The following is a 21,996-nucleotide window of genomic DNA, read 5'->3' on the forward strand; positions in this document are numbered from 1 at the left end:
ACACAGCCATATGACCATCGCTTGTGTCACTTCCAACGATAAAGGCTACTAGAAATGGCTGATCGTAAAAATTTTACAGAGTTTCTTGCTACTGATGCACATCGCAAACGGCGACTACCAGTCGATCTACAGCGTTTGTGGCGACTGAATCGGGGTTTGTGTCCGCTGCATGGCCAACCTATGAGGCTGGCTTGGGAGCAAATCCCCGGCTGGCTGGAGTCAGACGGCGTAGACCTCAAATGCACGCTTATACCGCTGGAATGCCCTATCAGGGGGTGTAATGCCAAGATAAGTGCTTGGGACTGGAATGTGCTTGGTCACGAAGATAGACCGTTTTGTATTGAAAGGCTCGACTAATCGAATAGTATTTAACGCTGTAGAGTACAAATTAGCGATGTTCAGTCCAGCCTAGCGTTGGAATTGTCAGCTTGATGCGAGGAGGAACGGGCGCCCTATGCATAGGGGGCGTAGCCAGCGTCTTCAGCCCCTAAAAAACCGCTTGACCATAAAGCTAACTTTAAAAATAGAGTTTCAAGGCCGCTCAACCAACGTGAGCTCTCAAGGAAGGCGAAAGCACCTCTATGGCCAACGAAACCGCAGTTTCAATCAATTCAGAGCAACTCATCGCCCGGCAGAGAGACGCATATCTGGCTGCCGGGATCCCCTCGCTTCACGAACGAAAGCAGCAGCTTGCCCGCTTGCGTCGGGCGGTCATCTGGCACCGCCATGAACTGGAAGATTCCATCAGCACCGATTTTGGGCATCGCTCACGGCACGAGACCAGCATCATGGAATTGGTTGGCGTGGTTCAGGCCATCGACTACCTGAGCAAGAATCTGCGCAAGTTCATGAAGCGGGAGCGGCGCCATGTCGCGCTCTTTCACCGTTTTGGTCGTGCTTTCATCGAGTACCAGCCCAAGGGGGTCATTGGCGTGATGTCCCCCTGGAACTATCCCGTCTCGCTATCGTTGATTCCGATCGCCACGGCCATCGCGGCAGGCAACCGGGTGATGCTAAAGCCATCAGAACTGACGCCCCGCACGAGCGAGCTGCTGCAACGCATGCTCAGTGGCATCTTCTCTCTGGAGACAGTAGCGGTGGTGCTTGGTGGTGCCGATGTCGGCGCGGACTTCAGCCGCTTACCCTTCGATCACCTGCTGTTCACCGGTAGCACGCCGGTAGGACGCAAGATCATGCAGGCGGCCAGCGACAACCTGGTGCCGCTGACGTTGGAGTTAGGGGGAAAGAGCCCCGCCGTCATCGCCAGAGGACATGTCTCGCCACTGACCATGCAAAGCCTGGTGTACGGGAAGCTCTCTAACGCAGGCCAAACCTGTGTGGCGCCAGACTTCGCCATGGTCCATGCCGACGATCTGGATGCGTTTGTTTCTTCCTACTCCGCAATGGTTGATCGCTTCTACCCGGACGGAACAAGCGGAACGGACTACACGTCGATCGTCAGCGACAGGCACTTGAGTCGCCTGACGTCATTGCTGGATGACGCCAAGGTGAAAGGCGCGCGCGTTGTGACGGTGGGAACGGAGCAGCAGCCCCCGCAAGGAAAGATTCGAGTCATGCGCCCCACGCTCGTAGTCGGCGCGAGCGATGACATGTTGGTGATGCAGGAGGAGATATTCGGGCCAGTCCTGCCCGTGGTGACCTACCGAGACATGGCAGATGTCATCAACTACATCAACGCCAGGCCGCGCCCCCTGGCGCTCTATTACTTCGGCGAGACCGGTGCCGAATGCAACGAACTGATGCGCCGAACCACATCCGGACACTTCGGCGTTAACCATACCCTGACCCATGTGGCGCTTGATGATGCCCCCTTTGGTGGCGTGGGGGCCAGCGGTATGGGGGCCTATCACGGCATGGAGGGCTTCCGCAGCATGAGCCACGCCAAGAGTGTCTACGTCCAATCTCGCTGGAGCTTGCCACGTTTGATGCGGGCGCCCTTCGGCCGCCTTGCCGACTTTGCCCTGGCCCTGACGTTGGGGCCCAGCCAGCGTCAATGATGCTCCAATCACCGCAGACATCAAACCCGAGTTGAAGCCTAGCGTTTCAGCACTCACAGACATGCGATCCGCAATACCGATGAACCGCTCCGTATATGACTGGAAAGGAACCAGAGATGAGCTTCGTGAAGACTGCAGCCGAAATTGAAAACAAGAAAAGGGAATCCGTTGATTTTTTTGGCGCGGAGATGCTGACAGTTGCCTGGGAAACCAAGCCTGAAATCATTCAACGACTTTTGCCCGCACCGCTCAAGCCGGCGGCGGATCCCGTTGCCTTTGCCTTCATCAGCTGGTACCCATCGACCAACTTTGGTGTTGCCTACCACGAGGCAGCTCTTTTCGTCCGTGCATCCTACAACGGAGAGGAGGGCAACTATTGCCTTGCGATGCCAGTCGACAACGATATCGCCATGGCGGGAGGACGTGAAGTATTCGGCTTCCCCAAAAAGATGGGGGCATTTCACTTCGCCAAGGAAGGAAGCCAAGTCCACGGCTGGGTTGAACGTAAAGGCCGTCGATTCGTCGAGCTGAGTGCAGACCTGGATGCACCGTTCAACGACATGAAAGGCATGCAGCGGTTCATGCTGTCTAGCGCCACAGCCGATGGCAAAGTCCGCGGGCTTTCGTACAACATCAAGCACTTCATCACACCAGACAGCTCGGGTTTCGAGTTCAGCCCCAGGCTGGTCCGGCAGGAAACCATCCTCAATCCCTCGACCCTCGTGCTTGGCAAGGCCTCGTTAAACCTCGCGATGTCGCCAGATGACCCGTGGGCGGAAGTAGAGGTGGTGAAGGTCCTCGGCGCCATGTACAGCGTGGGCGACAACGCCATGCAGAAAGGCTCGGTGGTGGCCGAGATCGATGCTGACGCTTTCCGTCCGCATGCATTCCTCAAGTGGGACTCGGACCTCATGCCCTGCTGATTTGCAGGCATCTGCGGCGTGCTACTGAAGGCTGGCGCGGTGTTCAGCTAGTAGCGCGCCTGGAGTGCTGATGCCCGTTGCAGGTAGGTCGATGGTGGCTGGCAACCAAAATCTACGGAACGCTGCACAACCAAGCACGACGTTACCGCCCGTTAAAGGAACACCACCAGCCCGGATGCAACACAACAGCTTCAGGCAGTATCTCCCCGGGGATACCTGTAAAAGAAAAAAAAGGGGACGCAATCATGCGTCCCCTCTATTTTCACACCCAGACAAGGGTGCAATTAACTAGCATTGGTTTTATTGCTGGACTCTTACTTAATCAGTTCATTACAGCAACAGATGCAGTCGTGATGATCCCTTTCGGGGTCTTGACCGTCACCGTCGCCGAGCCGGCATTGGTCTGGTCTTTGCAGCTCCCAGTATTGGGATCAATGGTGCCATCACCCTTCAAGAAAAATGCGTAGTTCGGGTCGGTAGGCTGCACAGTCGTTCCCAGGACGGTATACGAGGACACACCAACAACCGTGCCATCATCAGCTGCAAATGTGACTGTTGTTCCTGCTGGCATGGGGTTGCCATGAATGTCGCGAATAAATGCAGTGATAGTCTGAGTTCCACCACAATGCCCCAAGTCAATAGGCGTCGCGGGTGGTGTCAGCGTAATCACGGCAGTCGAACCGGACAACACAATCACTCGATTCCGGAACACATTCAAAGACTGCTGAGCACTACACAAAGTCGGCGTTGCTGCAGAATTACACAGCTTGCCGTTATATGCACCATCAGGAGCATCGTAGACGCCATTGTTGTTGAAATCCACGAACGGCTCATTTGCATCTCGGACACCGTTTTCGTTGAAGTCAACAAATGCTTCAGGCATGTCTGCACTTGTACCATTGGCATCGATAAACTCAGACAACGAATTGATATAGCCATCGCCGTTGAGATCTACAAATGCCTCTTCACCAATGGCATAGGCAAGCACCGAAACACGGCCATTTGTTGGCCGAAGCGCCTGGCTGGTAAAGGTGACGGAGCAGGCACCACCAGTGGTCGTACATTGAGGCTGAACCGACGAACCTTCTGCAATGAAATTGACCACCGTACCATCAGGAACCGGGTTACTGAAATGGTCGGACGCTCTTGCAGTAATACTCGTGGTTGAGCCATCGAAGTCCCAGCCTTCGATATTGGGAACCTCTGCAGCAAGAGAGAAGTGGGCCTGATCGGGTAAGCCAGTAGAAATCGACAATTTATCCGACTGTGTAGACAGGGCAGTGGCCGCACCATTAGCGTCGAGAATTGTCGCAGTCACTCGCACTGGGGTCGCCACGGTACCCGAATTCACGTTTGTCGAGACAAGACCCGTTGTCGCATCGGAAGTGGCGCTATTGGATGTTAGGGCAACACCGCCCACACTGGTGCTTAGTGCAAATTTGACGCTTGCTTTGATAGGTTGCCCCGCTTGGTCAACCACTTTAAAGCGTACCAGCGATGTTTCGGATAGCCCCGCGCCGCCAGTACCTTTCAGCGCCAATACAGTAGGTGTTGCATCGATAAACTGGATAGAACCAATGGACGGGCTCAACACAACCAACGAGCCGGTAACGCTTGTTGCACCGACAGTTGAAGCGGTTATCGTATCGGTAGCATTACAACCGTTGTCCTTATACTGTGCCGTAGCCACGCCGTTTACCGTGGTAACCTTAGAAGTAACTGTCGCACGCGGTGCTGAGGCAGAAGCGCAGGTAGAAGAGAACGTTACATCCACAGGGGGCTGATACAACGCTCCGCCACTGAGTACCGATACGGATACGGACGTTGTGCCATAGGCGGACAAACTCTGCACACCAGTTGCCAAACTGCTCAAACTCAGGCCGGCGGTCGTCCCCCCAGCCGTTGCGCTGACCAGATAATTTACCGTCTGCTTGGTTCCGTTTCTGCTCTGTACCGTAACAGTAGATGCCCCGGAGGTAGTGCCAGCATTCAACGTCATCCGTGCCACACCGCTGGAGTCAGTCAGCGTAGTCCCTGATGCCGGAGTAAATGTTCCATAATTGGTATCCGTCGAGAAAGTCAAGACTTCGTTAGCAACAGGAGCCCCCCCTAACGTCAACGTCGCAGTAACGGTGGCAGGCACACCCGGCCCAACCGAATTTGTACTGATTGCGACGGTAAGCGCTTCTGTGGCTGGTGTCGGCGTCCCTCCCGTCCCCGAGTTTGATCCGCCACCGCCCCCGCCACTACAACCGGCGACGGCGAACGCTGCGAGGGCGGTCACGGCGAGCAAGCCGTGACGGATACCTCGAAACATATCGAAGGGTTTCAATTGTTTGTTCCTTATAGATAGAGATGGGCTGCTTATGGCAACTGTCGATGAGGAGTTGTGTATATTGATTTGCTAATACATTTGGAATTAAAACCCAAGAACCCCGCAAGTGCAAGCCAATATGCCCTTGTAATGAGGCCTGGCGGGGGCCTAATCTGCGCGGGCCAGGCTATTTCTGCAGCGTAGAACAAGTATGGGATAAATGGAAACGAGACCGATAAAACGGCATTCGCCGGCTATCGTAAACACCTAGCATTCACGGGGTGGCGCCTCAAAACACGAACTGCGGCACCTGTTGGCTGTAGCGTCGATTGCCGCCATCGTGGCGGCCTCGGCATGAGCACTCAATGCACGGTGCACAAAACCGCATTGAATTCATCGGCCACACGCCGCAGACCATGCGCGTTCCGGTGTGAGGGCACCGTCACAATCATCGGGTCTAGCGAATTGTGGCCAGCTTGACACGCCCACAGGGTAATAACGCCAAGCTGCTGCCGTGCAGCAACATGGCTACGGGGAAATTGGGCCGGCGATGAAGCAGTGGAGTGGCGCCCTCCGCGATACGGGAATCGTCGCCGCAACCAGCGCGCCGGTGTCGAGAAACCAAACCACTTTCTGCAGAACTGTCCCTCATGCAGCGGCAAGTAGCGCAGGTTTGCGGTGTGCCGAGATGCACGCCGCGACGCTCAGGATCACGCAGGCAAAGGAGGTGGTTTCCAGCGGCCTGGGCAGGCGCTGCTCCCACGCGAAGCCGTAGAGCAGCGCGAAGAGCGTTTCGAACAGGATCATCTGGCCGATCAATGTAAGCGGCAGCAGGCGGCTCATGCGGTTCCACAGCGCGTTGCCGGCGATCGATGCCAGCAGGGCCACGCCAAGCGACACCTCTGCGAATTGCATCCAGGCGAGTTTGTCATGCTGCTCCACCCCGATCACCGCCGCGATGGGGATGAGGAGCAACGCCTGCGCGCCAGTCACAATGCCAATGAGCAGGCTCCAGTCGTGAGCCGAGATGTGATCGAGGCGGGCAAGCCACCGGCTGTTGCCGACTGCATAGCTCGTCCACGATGCAAGTGCACCAATGGCACAGAGCAGCCCAGCGATCTGCTGCCGCTGAAATCCACCGGCGCTCGGCGTCAACGCTTGCCAGCCGATGCATAGCGCACCCGCCGCACACAGCAGCAGCGATGGCGCGAGCCTGGGCAGCGGCACCGCACCCTGATCGCGGCTGCCGATGATCGTCACCGCGACCGGGAGGAAACCGATCACGAGCGATGTCATCGCGATGCCGCCGAGCTGGACTGCGCTTGATAGAAGTATGTAGTAAAGCGTGTTCCCCGCCAGCGCGAGCCATCCCAGGGCGATCCATTCGCGCCTGGTGACGCTGTGAGCCAGCGCCCGCCAGCGAGGCAGAATCAGGACCGCCGATACGGCGCCGTAGGACAGATAGCGCCCGATCGTGAGCTGCAGCGGCGAGAAAGCCCTGGCCAGCTCCGGTGCCAGAAAAACCAGCCCCCACACAGCACCTGCGCCCATGCCGCAGAAAATGCCTCCCACGGTAGAAGTTGTGTCGTGCCGATGCCTCACGATGTCCACCTATCTTGTTCTAAATTTAGCCTGTTTTGAATAATATATTCACCAACCAAGTTATTTGGCTCTAAATTGACAAGTAGCCCGCAACAAATAATCGAAAATGAAGCAAAAATCGAATCAACGCCTCGAGCTGGATAGTTTCGACCTCGCCATCCTCCGTGTGGTACAGGCGGACAACAAAACACCGCAGCGGAAGATTGCCGAGGAGGTGAACCTGTCCGCCGCCGCCGTGCAGCGGCGGATAGCGACCATGGAGGCGGCAGGCGTGATTGCCGGGAATGCCGCCGTCGTCGATCCCGACACGATCGGGCTGACGATCACCGCCATTGTCGAGGTGTATTTGCGTGATGAGCGCGCAGCAACGGTCGATGCGGCGAAGGCGCTGTTTCGGGCGGCGCCGGAAGTGCAGCAGTGCTACTACGTCACGGGCGGCACCAGCTTCATCCTGATCATCGTCGCGGCCGACATGCGGGTGTACGAAGGGCTGACGCGATCCCTCTTTGCAACGAATGACCTTGTCGCCAGCTACCGCACCCTGATCGCGCTCGACCGGGTCAAGGTCGGCACGTCGATCCCGATCGAGTGAGGCGGAGCCGCGCCAGCCCCCAGCATGCCAATCCTGGCGCGCCGACACTCCGGCAATCAATGCGGCGCTGAATCTGGTACCTGCGCGATGGATGGCGCTTCCACCGGCAAACCAGCCGTTGCAGCGTAGCGCCGACCAAGGGCCGCAACCGATCGGCAGCGGGCCTGCCGCAGCCCCTATCCCGAATCACTCATTTAGGCCGACAGGCTATCACCCAGCCCGCTTGCCTGGTTGGCGACCGGCCAAGCAGCCAGCGGGATCGCCGCGATAAGCACGCAGGCGAGCCGGAGAATCAGCATGGTCAAAGTTCAATCGTGGCGGCGCGGCCTGGCGGTGCACAAGCGCGTATGCTTCGTCGCGCTGTGGCTGGCGGGCGTCGCCGGCATAGCGGTCAGGCACTGAGGCCAGCCCGCAGCAGGGCGATGCGCCCGATGCCGAGATGCGCCATCAGTGACTGCTGACGGGCGCCGTGCTGCTTCTCGTCGGCGGCGGCTTCGTCTACCTCACCTGCCAGCACAGGCGGCAGGTTGCGGCCAGCGCCCTGGCGACGCGGATCGCCAAGGAACAGGCGCTCGTGCTCAACAACGAGCGGGTCGGCATGGTCCGCGTCGAGGGGCGGCACATCCTGTGGGCCAATCGGGCGATCCACCGCATCCTGGGCTATGACGATGGCGCCGTGGCCGGTGCGTCGATGCGCCTGCTGTACCCTGACGACACCACCTTCGATCACATCGGTGCGCTCGGGTACGAGGCACTGAGACGCGATGGCCGCTTCCATACGCAGGTCAAGATGCGCACCCGCACCGGCAACGAGCTCTGGGTCGATCTCAGTGCCACGGCCCTGACCAACACCGAGTTCCTCTGGATGGTCGTCGACCTCCACCAGCTCAAGCACAGCGGGGAGCGCGCCCAGCACCAGGCGCTGCACGATGGCCTGACGGGCCTGCCCAATCGCCACCTGTTCGAGGAGCTGCTGCGGCAGGCCGTGGCACAGGCCAAGCGGGACGGGCAAGGCCTGACTGTCTGCTACCTGGACCTGGATGGCTTCAAGCCGGTCAACGACACGCTTGGCCATCATGCCGGCGACGAAGTCCTGCGCGCAGTGGGCGACAGGCTGCGCAGCAAATTGCGGAGCAACGACTCGGCCGCCCGGCTCGGCGGAGACGAATTCGCCTGGTTCCTCTCGGGCGTGGCCAACGAGAGCGAGGCCAGAGCGGTCGTCGAGCGCTGCATCGAGATAGCTTCCCGGCCCATCGAACTCACATGCGGTGCAACGGTGCGCGTCGGCGGCAGCATTGGCCTGGCGTCGAGCGATGACCATGGTTATTCGGCGGACAGACTGCTGCAGGCGGCCGACGAGGCAATGTACCAGCACAAGCACGCCGGACGGACACGCGACACATCGGTTGAAACCGACCGCCTTGGGGTGTCAGCGCATGCAACTCTTCGCAATGGCGCCGACCGTGGCGACAGCCTGCTCGATCTCACTGGACCAGGCGCTGCTGTAGTTGAGCCGGATGTAGTTCGGGTAGCTATTTGAGATCGAGAACATATAGCCCGGCCCAACGGTGATGCCGCGCGCCAGGGCCTTCTGGTAGAGCTTCATGCCGTCGACCTGTGGCGGCAGCTCCACCCACAGCACGTAGCTACCCTCGGGGCTGGACAGGCGCCGTCGGGAAAGACACGGCTGACCGTGTGGCGCATCAGCTTGGCCTGTGCTTGCGCAGACGCCGCAGGTGGTGCTCGTAGCCAGCGCGCGCCATGAACTCGGCGATGGCGAGTTGCGGGATGGAGGCGGTCGTCAGCGTGTTCAGAAATTTCAGCCTCTCGACCTTGTCGCGGTACCGGCCTGGCAGCGCCCAGCCAATGCGATAGACCGCGGTCAGCGTTTTTGAAAACGACGAGCAATGCAGCACCAGCCCCTTGCGGTCATAGGCCTTGAGCGTGCTCGGCGGCACGTCGCCGTAATAGAGCTCGTTATAGACCCCGTTCTCGATGATGGGGATGTCGAGCTCCGTTACCGTTGCCATCAGCGCCTGTTTGCGCTCGCCGGTCATGCGGTAGCCGAGCGGATTCTGGAAGTTGGGCATCACCGTGCAGGCGGCAATGGGCAGCTCGCGCGCGAACGAGGCCAACACATCCACGTCGATACCACGGATCGGGTCGGTGGGCACCTCGACAACCGTCATGCCCATGCGCCCGATCGCGTGCAGCATGGCGTAGAAGGTAGGCGATTCCACCGCGATGATGTCGCCCGGCTTGGCCACTGCCTGCAGGCACAGGTTGATCGCCTCGGTGGCGCCAACCGTGACGATGACCTCGGATGGGTCGACGAGCAGGCCATGTTCCAGATGCCGCCGCACGATCTGACGGATCAGCTTGGGGTGCCCCGGTGGCAGGCCGTTTCTGAGCTCATGGCGCGAGGCCTCCTTGCCGGCTTCGAAGGAATAGTGGTTGAACTTGTCGAAAGGGAAGCCGGCGGCATCGGGATAGGGTAAGCCTAGCGGTACCGCATCGTCCACCGCGATCGAGCGCAGCGTCGACAACACCAGGCGGCTGACATCGACCGAGGCCGAAATGGCGATTGGGCACGGGTGATCGAGCACATCGGGGGACTTGGTGTCACGCCGCAGGCTGACGAAGAAGCCCGATTGCGGCCGGCTTTCGACCAGCCCCCGGCTTTCCAGCAGCAGATAAGCGCGAACAACCGTGGCGATACTGATATTCCGGCTGCGGCTGGTCTCGCGAATCGACTGCAGACGCTCGCCTTCGCGATACACCCCCTTGCGGATCTGCTGTTCGATGTCTCCGGCGAGCTTCTCGTAGAGCTTCATGCTCAGCTCCGTTGAAGTGGGGATGGTGTATGCATGCCGCCGCAACGTACAAATGGCGGCTTGCAGCGTCAGGGGCCTAGCTGTACCAGGACAGGGTCAGGGCCGGCAGCACCGGTGGCGGCTTCCTGCACGGCTGGTTTCCCAAACCCGGAAACAGCGAGCCGCTGGAGAAACTGTCTTATGTGAAGCCGCTCCAGCCCTGGCAATGGACGATCAGCACGGGCATCGACATCGACGACGTGGAGCGGGCCTTTTGGCATAACGCCATGCTGCTGGGCTGCATCGCCACCGGCTTGCTTGCGCTGATCGTGACGTTGGTGTGGGCAATCAGCCGCACCATTCTGCGCCAGCTCGGTGGCGAGCCGGGCTATGCGGGGGTGGCTAACCACAAGCATTGCGCTAGAAATTGAAGTGACGCGCCCCCAGCAGCTTCTGCAGCTTCGCCAGCGGGCGGTAAATCATTGCCGGTGGCAGGCGCAGGCCGAACACGCGCAGATCGATCAATTCGGTGATGAAGCCATGAACCGGCCGGGTATCGACATACGCAAAATTGCAGCGCATGCCGAGATTGGCCAGCAATCCGCGTACCTTGAGTGGATAGCCTGCCGCCTGCAGCCGCCGGGCCACGGCGTCGACATCATCGACCAGATAGCCGAGATGCTGAATGGCATAGCAGCCGCCCTCCGCCAGGCTGTTGCGATACCAGTTGGTGTTGCGCCCCGGCTCCAGTAGCTCGATTTCGACTCCATCCCGGTAAGCCATGGCCAGCTTGCCGGCCATGGCATGCAGGATGCCCTCTTCCCGCCAGAATCGCGGTGTGCCGCCGGCCACGAAGAATCGTTCCATTCCCTGCCGCTCCAGCTCGGTCGCTGCCGCGTCGACATCCGGCACCAACACGCCCAGCTGATGCACCGGGGGCAGGCCGAATTGCCGGCCAAACCCGGCGGCCAGCGCCTGTACCCGCTGATGGAAGCCCGGAGCCCGCCACGGCAGGTCCGCGAAATTGCATTCACTCATCATCCGCCCCTCAGTCAACGTCAAAGGTGCTTGGCCATGCCGCTGGTTTGGCCCTGCGCTTGCGCGGCCGGCTCGCCATCGGGATAGAGGCAGATGAACGACGCCAGCCCTCCCTCGATGCCGTAGGCCGGCAGGTTCGAGGAGCTGGAGCAGATCCCGCCGTCCCTGGCGAAGACCAGGTCGCGCAGCCAGGTCACGCGGGTTGGCATCGGATAGGTGACGAACGTCTTGCTGCGCGGGTCGAAGCGGAACACGCGATCGGACATATTGGACGTGACCCAGACGTCGCCGGTTTTCGGGTGAATGTTCAGCGCGTAGGGCACCTCGTATTCGTTGTGTGCCAGCAGCGGCAGCTTGTAACTCTCGAACTTGTGGCTGCGGGTGTCGAATTTCATCACACCGCTGTCGTCGAATGCCGGTATCCACAGATTGCCCTGCGCGTCGAAACGCAAGCGGCGCGGGCCTTTGAGCGGGGTGTCGAATTCGGTGATGTCGAAGGTCTTTGGATCGATACGGCCAATCTTGTGTCCATACAGCTTGGCGTACCAGATCGAGCCATCCAGCGGGTTGACGTCGATACCGTAAGGGAAATTGAACGCCTCGCGGCCGACATTGGCCCATTTGTGATGGCTGATCGTCAGCTGGTAGTTTTGCTTCGGGAAATAGCTGAGCGCCTTCAGCGCGTAAGGGAAGGTGTAATCCGTCACCGCTTGCCAGAAGCCACCGTGCGGCAAGACAATAACCTTGAACTGCTCGGTCTTCGGGTCGAAACGCGCCACCTCGTTGGTCGCGGTGATGGTGAACCAGACCATGCCCTGCTGATCGATACGCACCGTGTGGGGATAGAGGTGTTTGAAGCCCAGGTCATAACGCTTGAATTGTTTGGTGGCCGGGTCGAACGACATCAGGCTCGACGACAGCGCGTTGGTGATCCAGAAGCGGCCATCCTTGCCCTGGGCCATGCTGTGCGGGCCGTGCTTGCCGGAGAACACGCCGATGGGCAGCTGAAAACCGGCGAACATGCCACCTTCGGGCAGATCGACATCGGGCAGCCTGTATTGATTGATCGCCCCGGTGTTGCGATCCAGATGCCAGATCACATCGTTGCCTTCATCCGAGCCGTACAACTGGTCGTCCCCGCCCACATCGGTGTCGTGGATGAAGCTGTGGGCGTCGCCCACCACCCATTCCTTGATTTTTGCCGATGCGATCACCGGGCTGACATCATGCTGTTCCACGGCCTTGACCGGCTTGCCCTGAAAACTCGCGCTCAGGGTCTTGGCGATGTCGTCGGCCTCCTGATTGGTGAGAATCGAGAAATAGCCTTCCATGCGGCGCACCGTGGCCCGCCAGGCATCCAGATCCTTGCTGCCGCGCGTCAGTTCGTTACCGACCTGGTGGCAGTAATTGCACTGGCTGATGAACGCGCTGCGGCTATCGTGACTGGCCCACTGCACGGTGGCCAGATGGGCCGAGGCCGGCAGGCTGGCGGACAATTCGGCCGCCACGCTGTGCCGGCTCATGGCGAAGGACTGCTGGCTGCGCCCATCGGCCACCAGCTCCAGTTCGCGGCTTTCATCCCGGAAATACGGCGCCCGCGCACGCAGCGTGAGCTTGCCGGCAAAATCCACGCGCAGCACGAAGTTGCCCGTGGCGTCGCTATACACGGTGTCACGGCGTTTCTGCTGCGGGTCGAAGGCGGTGACCATCGCGCCGGCCAGCGGCTTGCCGTCCACGGTCTTCACCTGCCCTTGCACCACCCCGCCCTGCGCCGTGGCTGACAGCAGCACCAGCGCCAGGCAAGGCCACCCGATTGTCTGTGTGTTCATGATGTCCCTCTCCCCTACCCTCAGATAAAACCGATGTTTTTTGACTGACGAATCGTCACGCGCCGCGGCAACCCTGGCACCAGACGTTTGGCGTAATCACTCAGCCGCACGAACGGGCCGGCCATGAGCAGATCGCGGCCCTGCGTGGCACGGCAGCCGAACACGTCGATCTCGGCGCACAGCGCGGCCAGTCTGGCCGCATCGAGATCCACGGCAATGATGTGCGCGCCACACCGGGCAAACGCCAGCGCGGTTGCCCGGCCAATGCCGGTGGCCCCACCGGTGATCAGCGCCGGCTGGTTGCTGACGGCAACGCTGCTCATGGCTGCTTCCTTGTCGGTATGAGCATGCGGGACATCATCGCAAGCCTTGCCGCGCCAAAGTTGACAATGGGCGCCAATTAGTTGGCATAATCCGCCAATCTGCACGATTGAAGTATCGCTTGCCCCAACATGAAGCGCTTGCATGACAATTCGTCAGAACCCGCCGGGCCGTGGGTCAGAAGTGGCGTGCTGGCATATGCGCCGCAACTGGTGCAGGCGCTCGGTGGCGATCCGCAACAGGTCTGTGCCGCAGCCGGGCTGAGTCAGGCCGTGATCGAAGCCGAAGAGATACCGGTACGCTTCAATCAGGTGGTGCAGTTTTTCGATCTGGCCGCCCGTTTCTGTGCCACGCCGGATTTCGGCCTGCGGCTATCCGAGCGCCAGACGCTGGCCGTGCTCGGGCCGCTCTGGCCGCTGATACAGAATGCGCCGACGGTAAAACAGATGCTGCTCGACCTGAAGCAATATAGCTCGCTGCATTCGCGCGGGCTCGGTGGCGATCTGGTCGGCATGGGCGACGGGCTGCGGTTGTCCTACCACCTGGTCGATGCCGGGCAGATCGACGACCGCCAAACCATCGAACTCGGCCTGGCGCTGCTGTGCAACGAACTGCGGCGCCACGCGCCCAAGGGCTGGCAACCGCTGGCAGTGCAACTGCGCTATCGCCCCCCTGCCAGCCAGGAACGTTACCGCCGCGCGTTCGGGCCGAATCTGGCATTCAATCAGGACGTCAACGCCATCACCATTGACCTGGCGCTGCTGGACTACCCACTCAAAGCCGCGCGTGCGCCGCACCACCAGGTCGTGTCAGAACTGCTGCGCCAGCAGCAAAATCAGTTGCCCGACGACATCGGACGCTCGGTCAGCACCGTGGTGCGCACACTGATTCCGCTTGGTAACTGTACCCTGGCGCAAGTCACGCAACGGCTGGCCCTGTCCGAGCGCACGCTGCAACGCCGCCTGCAGGCCGCCGGGCTCACTTTCGCCGGTATCCACGATCAGGTGCGGGCCGATCTGGCACTGAAATACCTGCTGCAATCCACGCTCAAATCAGCGGAAATTGCCGACATCCTCGGCTACGCCGACCTGACCGCGCTAAGCCGCTCGTTTCGCCGCTGGCACGGCGTATCGATGCGTGAAGCAAAAAAGCAGCCGCACCGGGAATCCATGACGATATAGGTGGGATGGGTGTGCAGTGGGAACATCGTCGCCGGTGGCAAGTCGCACCATGCCGCCGTTCAGCACCGGCAGCGCGGCTCTGCCGGCGCACGAGGCTTCAGCAGCGACCAGACGACAGGACTGACATGGGGGTACGCGGAACACAAGAAAGGATGCACACCAGGTTGGTGCCAAACGGCGACATTACACAAGGATTGCATCTGAAAGACCTGGCGCGCCCGGCGCGAGTCGAACGCGCGACCTTTGGCTTCGGAGGCCAACACTCTATCCACTGAGCTACGGGCGCCAGAACGTGAGCCAGGACGGCCCACGCGAAAGAGGGCGTAAGAATAGCGTTTTTTTGCAGGGGAGTCTATGCCGGGGTGCTTGGGCGCGGAAATGCCGGTATAATCCACCCATTTTTGTTCGCGGATTTTCGTTGAGGGACGGATAGACATGAGCAGCAATTCGCCGAAGAACTTGATTGGCATCGTAGTGGCCGCATTTGCGGTCCCGGTCATTTCCATTTATCTGCTGGTCAAGCTGGTGAGCAGCGTCAGCACGGGCAGCCCGAATACCGCCGATCTGGCGATGTCGAACGAAGCCGTGACTGCGCGCATCCAGCCGGTTGGCATCTCCAAGGCCAGCATTCCGGTTGCGCCGGGCGCTCGCAGCGGCGAACAGGTATTTACCGCCATCTGTACGACCTGTCACGCCACTGGCGCGGCTGGCGCACCCAAGGTTGGTGACAACGGCGCCTGGGCACCGCGCATCACCAAGGGCTTCCAGACCCTGATCGAGCATGCGACCAAGGGCTTCAACGCAATGCCGGCCCGCGGTGGTTCGCCTGACCTGACCGATGACGAAGTCGCTCGCGCGATCGCCTACATGGCCAACAAGTCGGGTGGCAGCTTCACCGAGCCCAAGGCAGCTGCGGGTGGCGCGGACAAGGTCGACCCGGCCAAGGGCAAGGAAATCTACGGCTCGGTTTGCGTGGCTTGCCACGGCACCGGCGCTGCCGGCGCACCGAAATTCGGCGACAAGGCTGCCTGGGCACCGCGTATCGGCAAGGGCCTCGATGCACTGGTTGCCAGCGCGACCAAGGGCCTCAACGCGATGCCGCCCAAGGGTGGCTATAGCGGCTCCGATGCGGAATTCCGCTCGGCAATCGAATACATGGTCAACTCGTCCAAGTAAGCGAGCATCAATCAAACAAAAAAGCGCGGACATCTCCGCGCTTTTTTGTTGCCCGCTTGCCCCGTCACTTGGCGTCGCGCGGCCGATAGGACAGCACAGGCTTGTAGTCGTCGGGGGCCACGGACGAGTCAAAATCGTATCCGGCGTAGTTGTCCTGGCTGACCAGGCCAAGCTTGATCAGAATGCTGTGCGGCAGCTCCGTGTTGCGTTTTTCCAGGAAGTTGACCACCGTATTGATTGCGACACGGGCCTGGCTCACGCCCTTGGTGTCCGATGCCGCGTAGATGTCGCCGCTACGCACCAGCCCGGCTATCTCGCGCGTCAAATCATAGGCCACGATGCGGACCTTGCCGCTGAGGCCAGCGTCCTTCAGGGGGCGTACCACGGCCGGTGCGCAGCCGGTGCAGCCCAGGATGTAATCTAGCTTGTCGCCATGCTGCGTCAGCAGCTGGGTGGCCAGTTGCGTCTGCAGGGCACTGCCGCTGTCGCCGTACTTGATGTCGAGAATGTTGATCTTGATCGGCGCACGCCTGGCCGTCTGGCGCGTCCCCTCGACCTCCCCCTTCACCCACCCGGCATCGGCAGGCCCCGGCAGCAGGGCGATATTGATGGATTTCAGGCCACGCTTTTGCGCATCGTTGATCACCCAGCGCGTGGTCTCGAAGCCCATGCTGGTCAGCGAGGTGGTGATCTTGACCGTCAGGTCATCGCTGGAGCTGTCGTTCGCCAGCTCGAAAACCGGAATGCCTTGCGCACGTGCCTTGGCGATCGATGGATTGTTGGCCGTCATGCTGATCGGCGACAACACGATGGCGTCGTATTTGGCCGCAATCGCCTCGTCCATCTTGCGCAGTTGCCCGGCCAGATCGTCATACCCCGTCGCAGGCAGGATGTCGGCCGCCACGCCCAGGCGCTGCGCCTCGGTCATCACACCGTAGCTGCAGCCGACCCAATAGGGGTCCTTCAAGTGCGGGAATAGGAAGGCAATGCGCCACGGCCTGCTGGCCGGCTCGGCCATCGTGTAGTAACCCGGCACGACGCGGCCGCTTGCCAAGGCATCGTCTGCCGAGCCATTCGGCTTGAGCGGCGGAAAGATGGAATAGACAGGAATCGGCTTGAAAACGATCGGTGCCGAAGCGGTTTGCGCGACACCAGACAAGGATACCGTGCCCAGCGCCAGGCCCAGCGCCCACCTTTCAATCAGTTGCCCCACCGCTTTACCCACCGAAATCCCCGCCACCAGTCGGTTTCCGAGCTTTCAGTGTATGTCGCGATAGCCCCTTACTCAACCGATAGGAGAAATTAATTACCTCTCACCAAGGCGGCGAATCAACTGCAGCCAGCCTTGAGTTAGCAGGTATTGGTGAACCGCCCACGGCAATGCCGCCCCAGCGCGCCAGTCAGAGGCGCTCGCAGGCCCGATACAGGATCGCCAGCCGTTGCCGGCTTTGACGAGGTGGTGCAGGCGCAGAGCCCGCGTGGATGGGCCATGGGCCTTGATTCAGGCCTTCGACCCCTGCTTTTCCTTGAGCATGGCGAGCAGGCCGGCGGCGCGCGACTTCTTTTCATCGATGCTGAGCGCCCGCTTGTCGCCCTGCAGGCCGTGCCGACGGATATCGTCACGCGGCAGCTCGTCGAGGAAACGGCTCGGCTCGCACACCGTCCACTCCCCTGCCCGCTTGCGCTTGGTGGCGTAGCTGATGGTCAGGCTCCATTGCGCGCGGGTGATGCCGACATACATCAGGCGGCGCTCTTCCTCCACCATGCCGCCGTCGATCGACTCGCGGTGCGGCAGGATGCCCTCCTCGCAGCCGACCAGGAATACGTGCGGGTATTCGAGCCCCTTCGATGCATGCAGCGTCGACATCTTGACGGCGTCGACCTCGGCATCGTCACGGCCTTCGAGCATGGTGATCAGCGCGATGGTCTGGCTCAGCTCGATCAGCGTCTTGCCGTCTTCCTCGCCCTTCTTGGTGATCCAGCCGATAAAGTCGAGCACGGCCTTCCACTTGGTCTCGCCGGCCTTGCCCTCTTCCGAGTCGATGAGCCAGGTCTCGTAGTCGATCGCTTTCAGCATCTCCTGCAACAGCGGGCCAGCCGGCTCACGCTCGGCCCGGTACTGCACGTGGTTGATGAATTTGCAGAAGGTCTGCAGCGGGCCGAGCTGCTTGTCGGTCAGCTGCATCTCCAGCCCGGTCTCGAAAGCGGCCTCGAACAGGCTGATGTGGCGCTCGGCCGAATAGGTGCCGAGCTTTTCCAGCGTGCTGGCGCCGATGCCGCGCCGGGGCGTGGTGGCGGCACGGATGAAGGCAGGGTCGTCGTCCGGGTTGGCCAGCAGCCGCAGGTAGGCGATCACGTCCTTGATCTCGGGCTTGTCGAAAAACGACTGCCCGCCGCTCATCACGTAAGGGATCTTCTGGTTACGCAACGCCTGTTCCAATGCCCGCGCCTGGTGGTTGCCGCGGTAGAGGATGGCATAGTCGAGGTATTTCTTGCGGTTCTCGAACTTGTGCGCCATCAGCCGCATGACCACCGTCTCGGCCTCGTGCTCGTCGTCCTTCACGCCGACGATGTTGATCGGCTCGCCTTCGCCCAGCTCGCTCCACAGCTTCTTGTCGAACAGCTTGGGGTTGTTGCCGATCACCGCATTGGCGGCACGCAGGATGCGCGAGGTCGAGCGATAGTTTTGCTCCAGCTTGATGATGTGCAGCCTGGGGAAATCCTGCTGCAGCAAACGCAGGTTCTCCATATTGGCGCCGCGCCAGGCGTAGATCGACTGGTCGTCGTCGCCTACCGCGGTGAACATGCCGCGCACGCCGGTCAGCAGCTTGACCAGGCGGTACTGGCAGGTGTTGGTGTCCTGGTATTCGTCGAGCAGTAGGTAGCGCAGCTTGCGCTGCCATTTTGCCAGCGCCTCCTCGTCCTTCTCGAACAACTCGACCGGCAGGCGGATCAGGTCGTCGAAATCCATGGCCTGGTAGGCGAACAGCGTGTCCTGGTATTCGCGATAGCAGCGCGCGGCGTGGAAATCGCCCTCGTGGTCGCCGTTGTTGAGCGCATCCTCGGGCGAGACGAAATCATTCTTCCAGCGCGAGATCACACCCTGTACGCGGCGGATTTCGGCCTTGTCGGTGGTCTTGAGGATGTCCGAGATGATCTTGTAGCCGTCGTTGGCATCGAGAATCGAGAACTGCGGCTTGTAGCCCAGCCGTTTCGACTCCTGCCGCATGATCTGCATGCCGAGGCTGTGGAAGGTGCACACCGTCAGGCCCTTGCCGGCACTGCCGTGCAGCAGCCCCTCGACGCGCTCCTGCATCTCGCGCGCCGCCTTGTTGGTGAAGGTGATGGCGGCGATGTTGCGCGCCGAGTAGCCGCACTCGTTGATCAGGTAGGCGATCTTGTGGGTGATCACGCGTGTCTTGCCCGACCCCGCCCCGGCGAGCACCAGCAGGGGCCCGTCCAGGTAGTGGATCGCTTCGCGCTGTGGCTGATTGAGGCTGGGTGGCGGCATACACGGGGAATCAACGGCTTAAAGCCGGATTTTACCATGGCGCCGGCCCTCGCCTGAGGGCCATGACAGCCCGCTATAATGTCGGCCGACCACTTATCGCACCAACGCCATGCCAACTTACGCCATCGGTGACATCCAGGGCTGTTTCGAGCCCCTGCAAGCCCTGCTCGCACAGATCGAATTCGACCCCGCGCGGGACCGCCTGTGGCTCGCCGGCGACCTGGTGAATCGCGGCCCCGGCTCGCTCGACGTGCTGCGCTGGGCTTACGGGCTACAGGATCACATCGACGTCGTGCTCGGCAATCACGACCTGCACCTGCTCGCCGTCGCGGCCGGGCATGGCAAGCAGCACTCGGACGACACCCTTGGCGACATTCTGGCGGCCCCCGATTGCGACGACCTGCTGGGCTGGCTACGCCGGCAGAAGCTCGTGCATGCCGCCGAGGGCTACCTGATGGTGCATGCGGGCCTGTTGCCGCAATGGTCGGCCGACGATGCCCTCCGCCTTGCGCGCGAGGTCGAGACTGTGCTGCAGGGCGACGCGCACCACGAGCTGTTTCGCCACATGTACGGCAACGAGCCGCGCCACTGGGACGAGGCGCTGACGGGATGGGAGCGGCTACGGCTGATCGTCAACGCCATGACGCGCATGCGCCTGGTGACGCGGGACGGCGACATCGACCTGAAGTACAAGGGGGAATTACCCGACGCCCCGCCCCACCTGACCGCCTGGTTCGACGCACCGGGCAGGCGCAGTGCCGGCACCCCGGTCGTGTGCGGCCATTGGTCGGCACTCGGGCTCAGGCTGCGCGACGACCTGCTGGCACTCGATACCGGCTGCCTGTGGGGTGGCGCGCTGACTGCCGTCAGGCTGGAGGATCGGCAGGTGTTCCAGCTGCCTTGCCGAGCAGCGGCAGATTTAACGCACTACCTATGAGCGCTTCCGCCTCGCGGCACAGATGGCGGCGGTGCGCGCCTTCAGCGGTCAGCGTGCGCGAGAAGTGCAGCTCGGCCACGATTTCACGCACCGAGACAATGCGCCAGATCGACTCGATCAGCGACAGGTTGTCGGTATAGGCAGGCGCCAGCGTGACCTGGCCATCGGTACCGAGGTAGCGCAGCCCGACCGGCTGCACCATGCCCTGCGATTCGAGAATGGGTTGGAACAGCGAGGCATTGAACGGGCGCAGGAAGGTGCCGTTGGCCGTCGTCCCCTCGGGGAACATGGCAATGCAATCGCCCTCCGCCAGTGCTGCCGACACGACACTGCCGACCCGTGCCGTGTCGCGTTTCCTGGCGCGCTCGATGAACAGGGTGCCGGTGTTCTCGCACAGCCAGCCGATGACAGGCCAGTTGCGGATCTCCGATTTCGCCACGAAGCGCGACACCGTCACCGAGTTGAGCACGAAGACATCGATCCACGAGATGTGGTTGGCGACGAGCAAGGTATTGCCTGGGTAGACGCCCGGCGTCTCACCCACCACCTTGACCTTGAGGTTGAGAATGCTCGCCATCGTGGCCGACCAGCTCTGCACGAAGGCCACCCGGCCATCGCGGTCCAGCACGGGGAAACGGATTGCGACCCTGGCCACGCCATAGAACAGGTGGACGGTCAGGCGAAACAGGCGCCAGAAGCGCAGCGGGTAAAACGTCTTACGCACTACAAGCCCTCGTGAATTGCGCATGACGATGCGCCGTTCTGAAAGGCGGACATTGTAACGATGGGATGGGGCACAAGGCGAGCCTGTTGCGCATGCCAACCGCATTTCATGAACGGCCCGGCATGCGCGACGGGCACGCCAACGGGTAACGGCCACAAGCCGCGCCCATCGGGCTCATGCAGGCCAGGCCGGCTCAGCGGCCGATGAAGTGGCGCAGGTAGCGCTGGTTCATCTGCGCCATCGGCAGCAGCATCAGCAGATCGGCGGTATTGAAGTCGGGATCCCAGGCCGGCTCGCCGCATACCAGCGCGCCAACGCGCAGGTAGCCCTTGATCAGCGGCGGCAACTGTACATCCTGGCTGGCATCGATGGCATCGAGCGGCAGCGGGCAACGCGGAAAAGCACGCCACTCCACGGGACTTATGTGCTTGTCGCGGACTTGCTTGAAGATGCCGACCGCATTGTGTCCGCCGTCGGCCATGCTGATGCTGGCACAACCGATCAGGTATTCGTAGCTGTTGCGCACCATGTATTCGGCGAGGCCCGCCCACAGCATGGTGATGGTGCCGCCGGAACGATAGTCGGGATGCACGCAGGAGCGGCCGATCTCGACCATGCGGTTGCGGATGTGGCCAAGCCGCACCAGATCGAATTCCGACTCGGAGTAGTAATTGCCGATCTTGCGTGCCTGCGATGGAGACAGGATGCGATAGGTGCCAACGACCTCACCAGTGCTGTCGTCGCGCACCAGCAGATGCTCGCAGAAGGCGTCGTACATGTCGCGGTCAAGGCCGGTGGCAGCGTCGGGCAGGCGCGCGCCCATCTCCTCGGCAAACACCTGGTAACGCAGACGCTGGGCCTCGGCGACTTCATCGGCATGGTTCGCCAACGATACCGACAGCTTGCCGCTGACGTGCGACTTGTCCTCTACCCTGGGTTGCAGCATTGCGATTTCTCCATCGAATCAATGCTGCACAGGCTAGGGCCTGCCCATGCAATTCGCGTTACCGGACGGTT

At 61.1% G+C, this 21,996-nt stretch carries 17 protein-coding genes, 1 tRNA gene and 1 pseudogene; 8 read left to right on the forward strand and 11 right to left on the reverse strand.

What is annotated here, in order from left to right; all coding sequences use genetic code 11:
- Window positions 1–581: 581 nt before the first annotated feature.
- A complete protein-coding gene (locus tag ABWL39_RS11950) occupies window positions 582–2,018 on the forward strand; it encodes a coniferyl aldehyde dehydrogenase (protein ID WP_367791066.1) in 1,437 nt (478 codons plus the stop codon).
- Between the two features lie 116 nt (window positions 2,019–2,134).
- Window positions 2,135–2,941: an acetoacetate decarboxylase family protein gene (locus ABWL39_RS11955; RefSeq protein ID WP_367791069.1), complete on the forward strand. Its 807-nt coding sequence runs from the start codon at window positions 2,135–2,137 to the stop codon at window positions 2,939–2,941.
- Between the two features lie 322 nt (window positions 2,942–3,263).
- On the opposite strand, the gene ABWL39_RS11960 is transcribed toward ABWL39_RS11955, so the two are convergent.
- Both ABWL39_RS11960 and ABWL39_RS11965 read right to left on the reverse strand, forming a co-directional pair.
- Entirely contained in the window at window positions 3,264–5,273 is a 2,010-nt protein-coding gene (locus tag ABWL39_RS11960) for a hypothetical protein (RefSeq protein WP_367791072.1), read from the reverse strand.
- Between the two features lie 630 nt (window positions 5,274–5,903).
- The gene (locus ABWL39_RS11965; RefSeq protein ID WP_367791076.1) at window positions 5,904–6,866 is read right to left on the reverse strand and encodes a DMT family transporter; all 963 of its coding nucleotides are present in this window, start codon (window positions 6,864–6,866) and stop codon (window positions 5,904–5,906) included.
- Window positions 6,867–6,963: 97 nt separating this feature from the next.
- Here ABWL39_RS11965 and ABWL39_RS11970 point away from each other — a divergent pair, with 97 nt between their 5' ends.
- Both ABWL39_RS11970 and ABWL39_RS11975 read left to right on the forward strand, forming a co-directional pair.
- The gene (locus tag ABWL39_RS11970) at window positions 6,964–7,449 is read left to right on the forward strand and encodes an Lrp/AsnC family transcriptional regulator (protein ID WP_367791079.1); all 486 of its coding nucleotides are present in this window, start codon (window positions 6,964–6,966) and stop codon (window positions 7,447–7,449) included.
- A gap of 469 nt (window positions 7,450–7,918) precedes the next feature.
- Window positions 7,919–8,989 carry a diguanylate cyclase gene (locus ABWL39_RS11975; protein ID WP_367791082.1) on the forward strand — a complete coding sequence of 357 codons (1,071 nt, stop codon included), beginning with the start codon at window positions 7,919–7,921 and terminating at the stop codon, window positions 8,987–8,989.
- Here ABWL39_RS11975 and ABWL39_RS11980 read toward each other — a convergent pair.
- Window positions 8,879–10,283, reverse strand: a pseudogene (locus ABWL39_RS11980) (PLP-dependent aminotransferase family protein). The gene ABWL39_RS11975 and the pseudogene ABWL39_RS11980 overlap by 111 nt on opposite strands.
- An 80-nt stretch (window positions 10,284–10,363) precedes the next feature.
- Between ABWL39_RS11980 and ABWL39_RS11985 the strand changes: the two are divergent.
- Window positions 10,364–10,693 (forward strand): cache domain-containing protein, encoded by a 330-nt coding sequence (locus ABWL39_RS11985; RefSeq protein WP_367791536.1) that lies wholly within the window; start codon window positions 10,364–10,366, stop codon window positions 10,691–10,693.
- Here the strand turns inward: ABWL39_RS11985 and ABWL39_RS11990 are convergent.
- Genes ABWL39_RS11990 through ABWL39_RS12000 form a run of 3 tightly spaced genes read right to left on the reverse strand, consistent with a single transcriptional unit; the run spans window position 10,683 to window position 13,596 of the window.
- On the reverse strand, window positions 10,683–11,303 hold the full coding sequence (locus tag ABWL39_RS11990) for a VOC family protein (protein ID WP_367791085.1): 621 nt from the start codon (window positions 11,301–11,303) through the stop codon (window positions 10,683–10,685). The two genes, ABWL39_RS11985 and ABWL39_RS11990, sit on opposite strands and share 11 nt — an antisense overlap.
- Before the next feature lie 17 nt (window positions 11,304–11,320).
- Entirely contained in the window at window positions 11,321–13,129 is a 1,809-nt protein-coding gene (locus ABWL39_RS11995; protein ID WP_367791088.1) for a carboxypeptidase regulatory-like domain-containing protein, read from the reverse strand.
- Window positions 13,130–13,149: 20 nt separating this feature from the next.
- Window positions 13,150–13,596, reverse strand: a complete 447-nt coding sequence (locus ABWL39_RS12000; RefSeq protein ID WP_367791091.1) for an SDR family NAD(P)-dependent oxidoreductase — start codon at window positions 13,594–13,596, stop codon at window positions 13,150–13,152.
- Window positions 13,597–13,638: 42 nt separating this feature from the next.
- Here ABWL39_RS12000 and ABWL39_RS12005 point away from each other — a divergent pair, with 42 nt between their 5' ends.
- Window positions 13,639–14,631, forward strand: a complete 993-nt coding sequence (locus ABWL39_RS12005; RefSeq protein WP_367791094.1) for an AraC family transcriptional regulator — start codon at window positions 13,639–13,641, stop codon at window positions 14,629–14,631.
- 210 nt (window positions 14,632–14,841) lie between these two features.
- Here ABWL39_RS12005 and ABWL39_RS12010 read toward each other — a convergent pair.
- A tRNA-Arg gene (locus ABWL39_RS12010) sits at window positions 14,842–14,917 on the reverse strand.
- Window positions 14,918–15,066: 149 nt separating this feature from the next.
- Between ABWL39_RS12010 and ABWL39_RS12015 the strand changes: the two genes are divergently transcribed.
- A complete protein-coding gene (locus ABWL39_RS12015; protein ID WP_367791097.1) occupies window positions 15,067–15,807 on the forward strand; it encodes a cytochrome c5 family protein in 741 nt (246 codons plus the stop codon).
- A 64-nt stretch (window positions 15,808–15,871) separates the two neighbouring features.
- On the opposite strand, the gene torT is transcribed toward ABWL39_RS12015, so the two are convergent.
- A complete protein-coding gene (gene torT, locus ABWL39_RS12020) occupies window positions 15,872–17,020 on the reverse strand; it encodes a TMAO reductase system periplasmic protein TorT (protein ID WP_367791100.1) in 1,149 nt (382 codons plus the stop codon).
- 288 nt (window positions 17,021–17,308) lie between these two features.
- Entirely contained in the window at window positions 17,309–19,318 is a 2,010-nt protein-coding gene (locus ABWL39_RS12025; protein WP_367791103.1) for a UvrD-helicase domain-containing protein, read from the reverse strand.
- Between the two features lie 109 nt (window positions 19,319–19,427).
- Here ABWL39_RS12025 and ABWL39_RS12030 point away from each other — a divergent pair, with 109 nt between their 5' ends.
- Entirely contained in the window at window positions 19,428–20,255 is an 828-nt protein-coding gene (locus ABWL39_RS12030) for a symmetrical bis(5'-nucleosyl)-tetraphosphatase (protein ID WP_367791106.1), read from the forward strand.
- Here the strand turns inward: ABWL39_RS12030 and ABWL39_RS12035 are convergent.
- On the reverse strand, window positions 20,185–20,979 hold the full coding sequence (locus tag ABWL39_RS12035) for a lysophospholipid acyltransferase family protein (RefSeq protein WP_367791110.1): 795 nt from the start codon (window positions 20,977–20,979) through the stop codon (window positions 20,185–20,187). The genes ABWL39_RS12030 and ABWL39_RS12035 overlap by 71 nt on opposite strands.
- A gap of 193 nt (window positions 20,980–21,172) precedes the next feature.
- Window positions 21,173–21,925, reverse strand: coding sequence for a GNAT family N-acetyltransferase (locus tag ABWL39_RS12040; protein ID WP_367791112.1), 753 nt, complete (start codon window positions 21,923–21,925; stop codon window positions 21,173–21,175).
- Between the last annotated feature and the right edge of the window lie 71 nt (window positions 21,926–21,996).

Source organism: Chitinivorax sp. PXF-14 (assembly GCF_040812015.1).
GTDB lineage: Bacteria > Pseudomonadota > Gammaproteobacteria > Burkholderiales > SCOH01 > JBFNXJ01.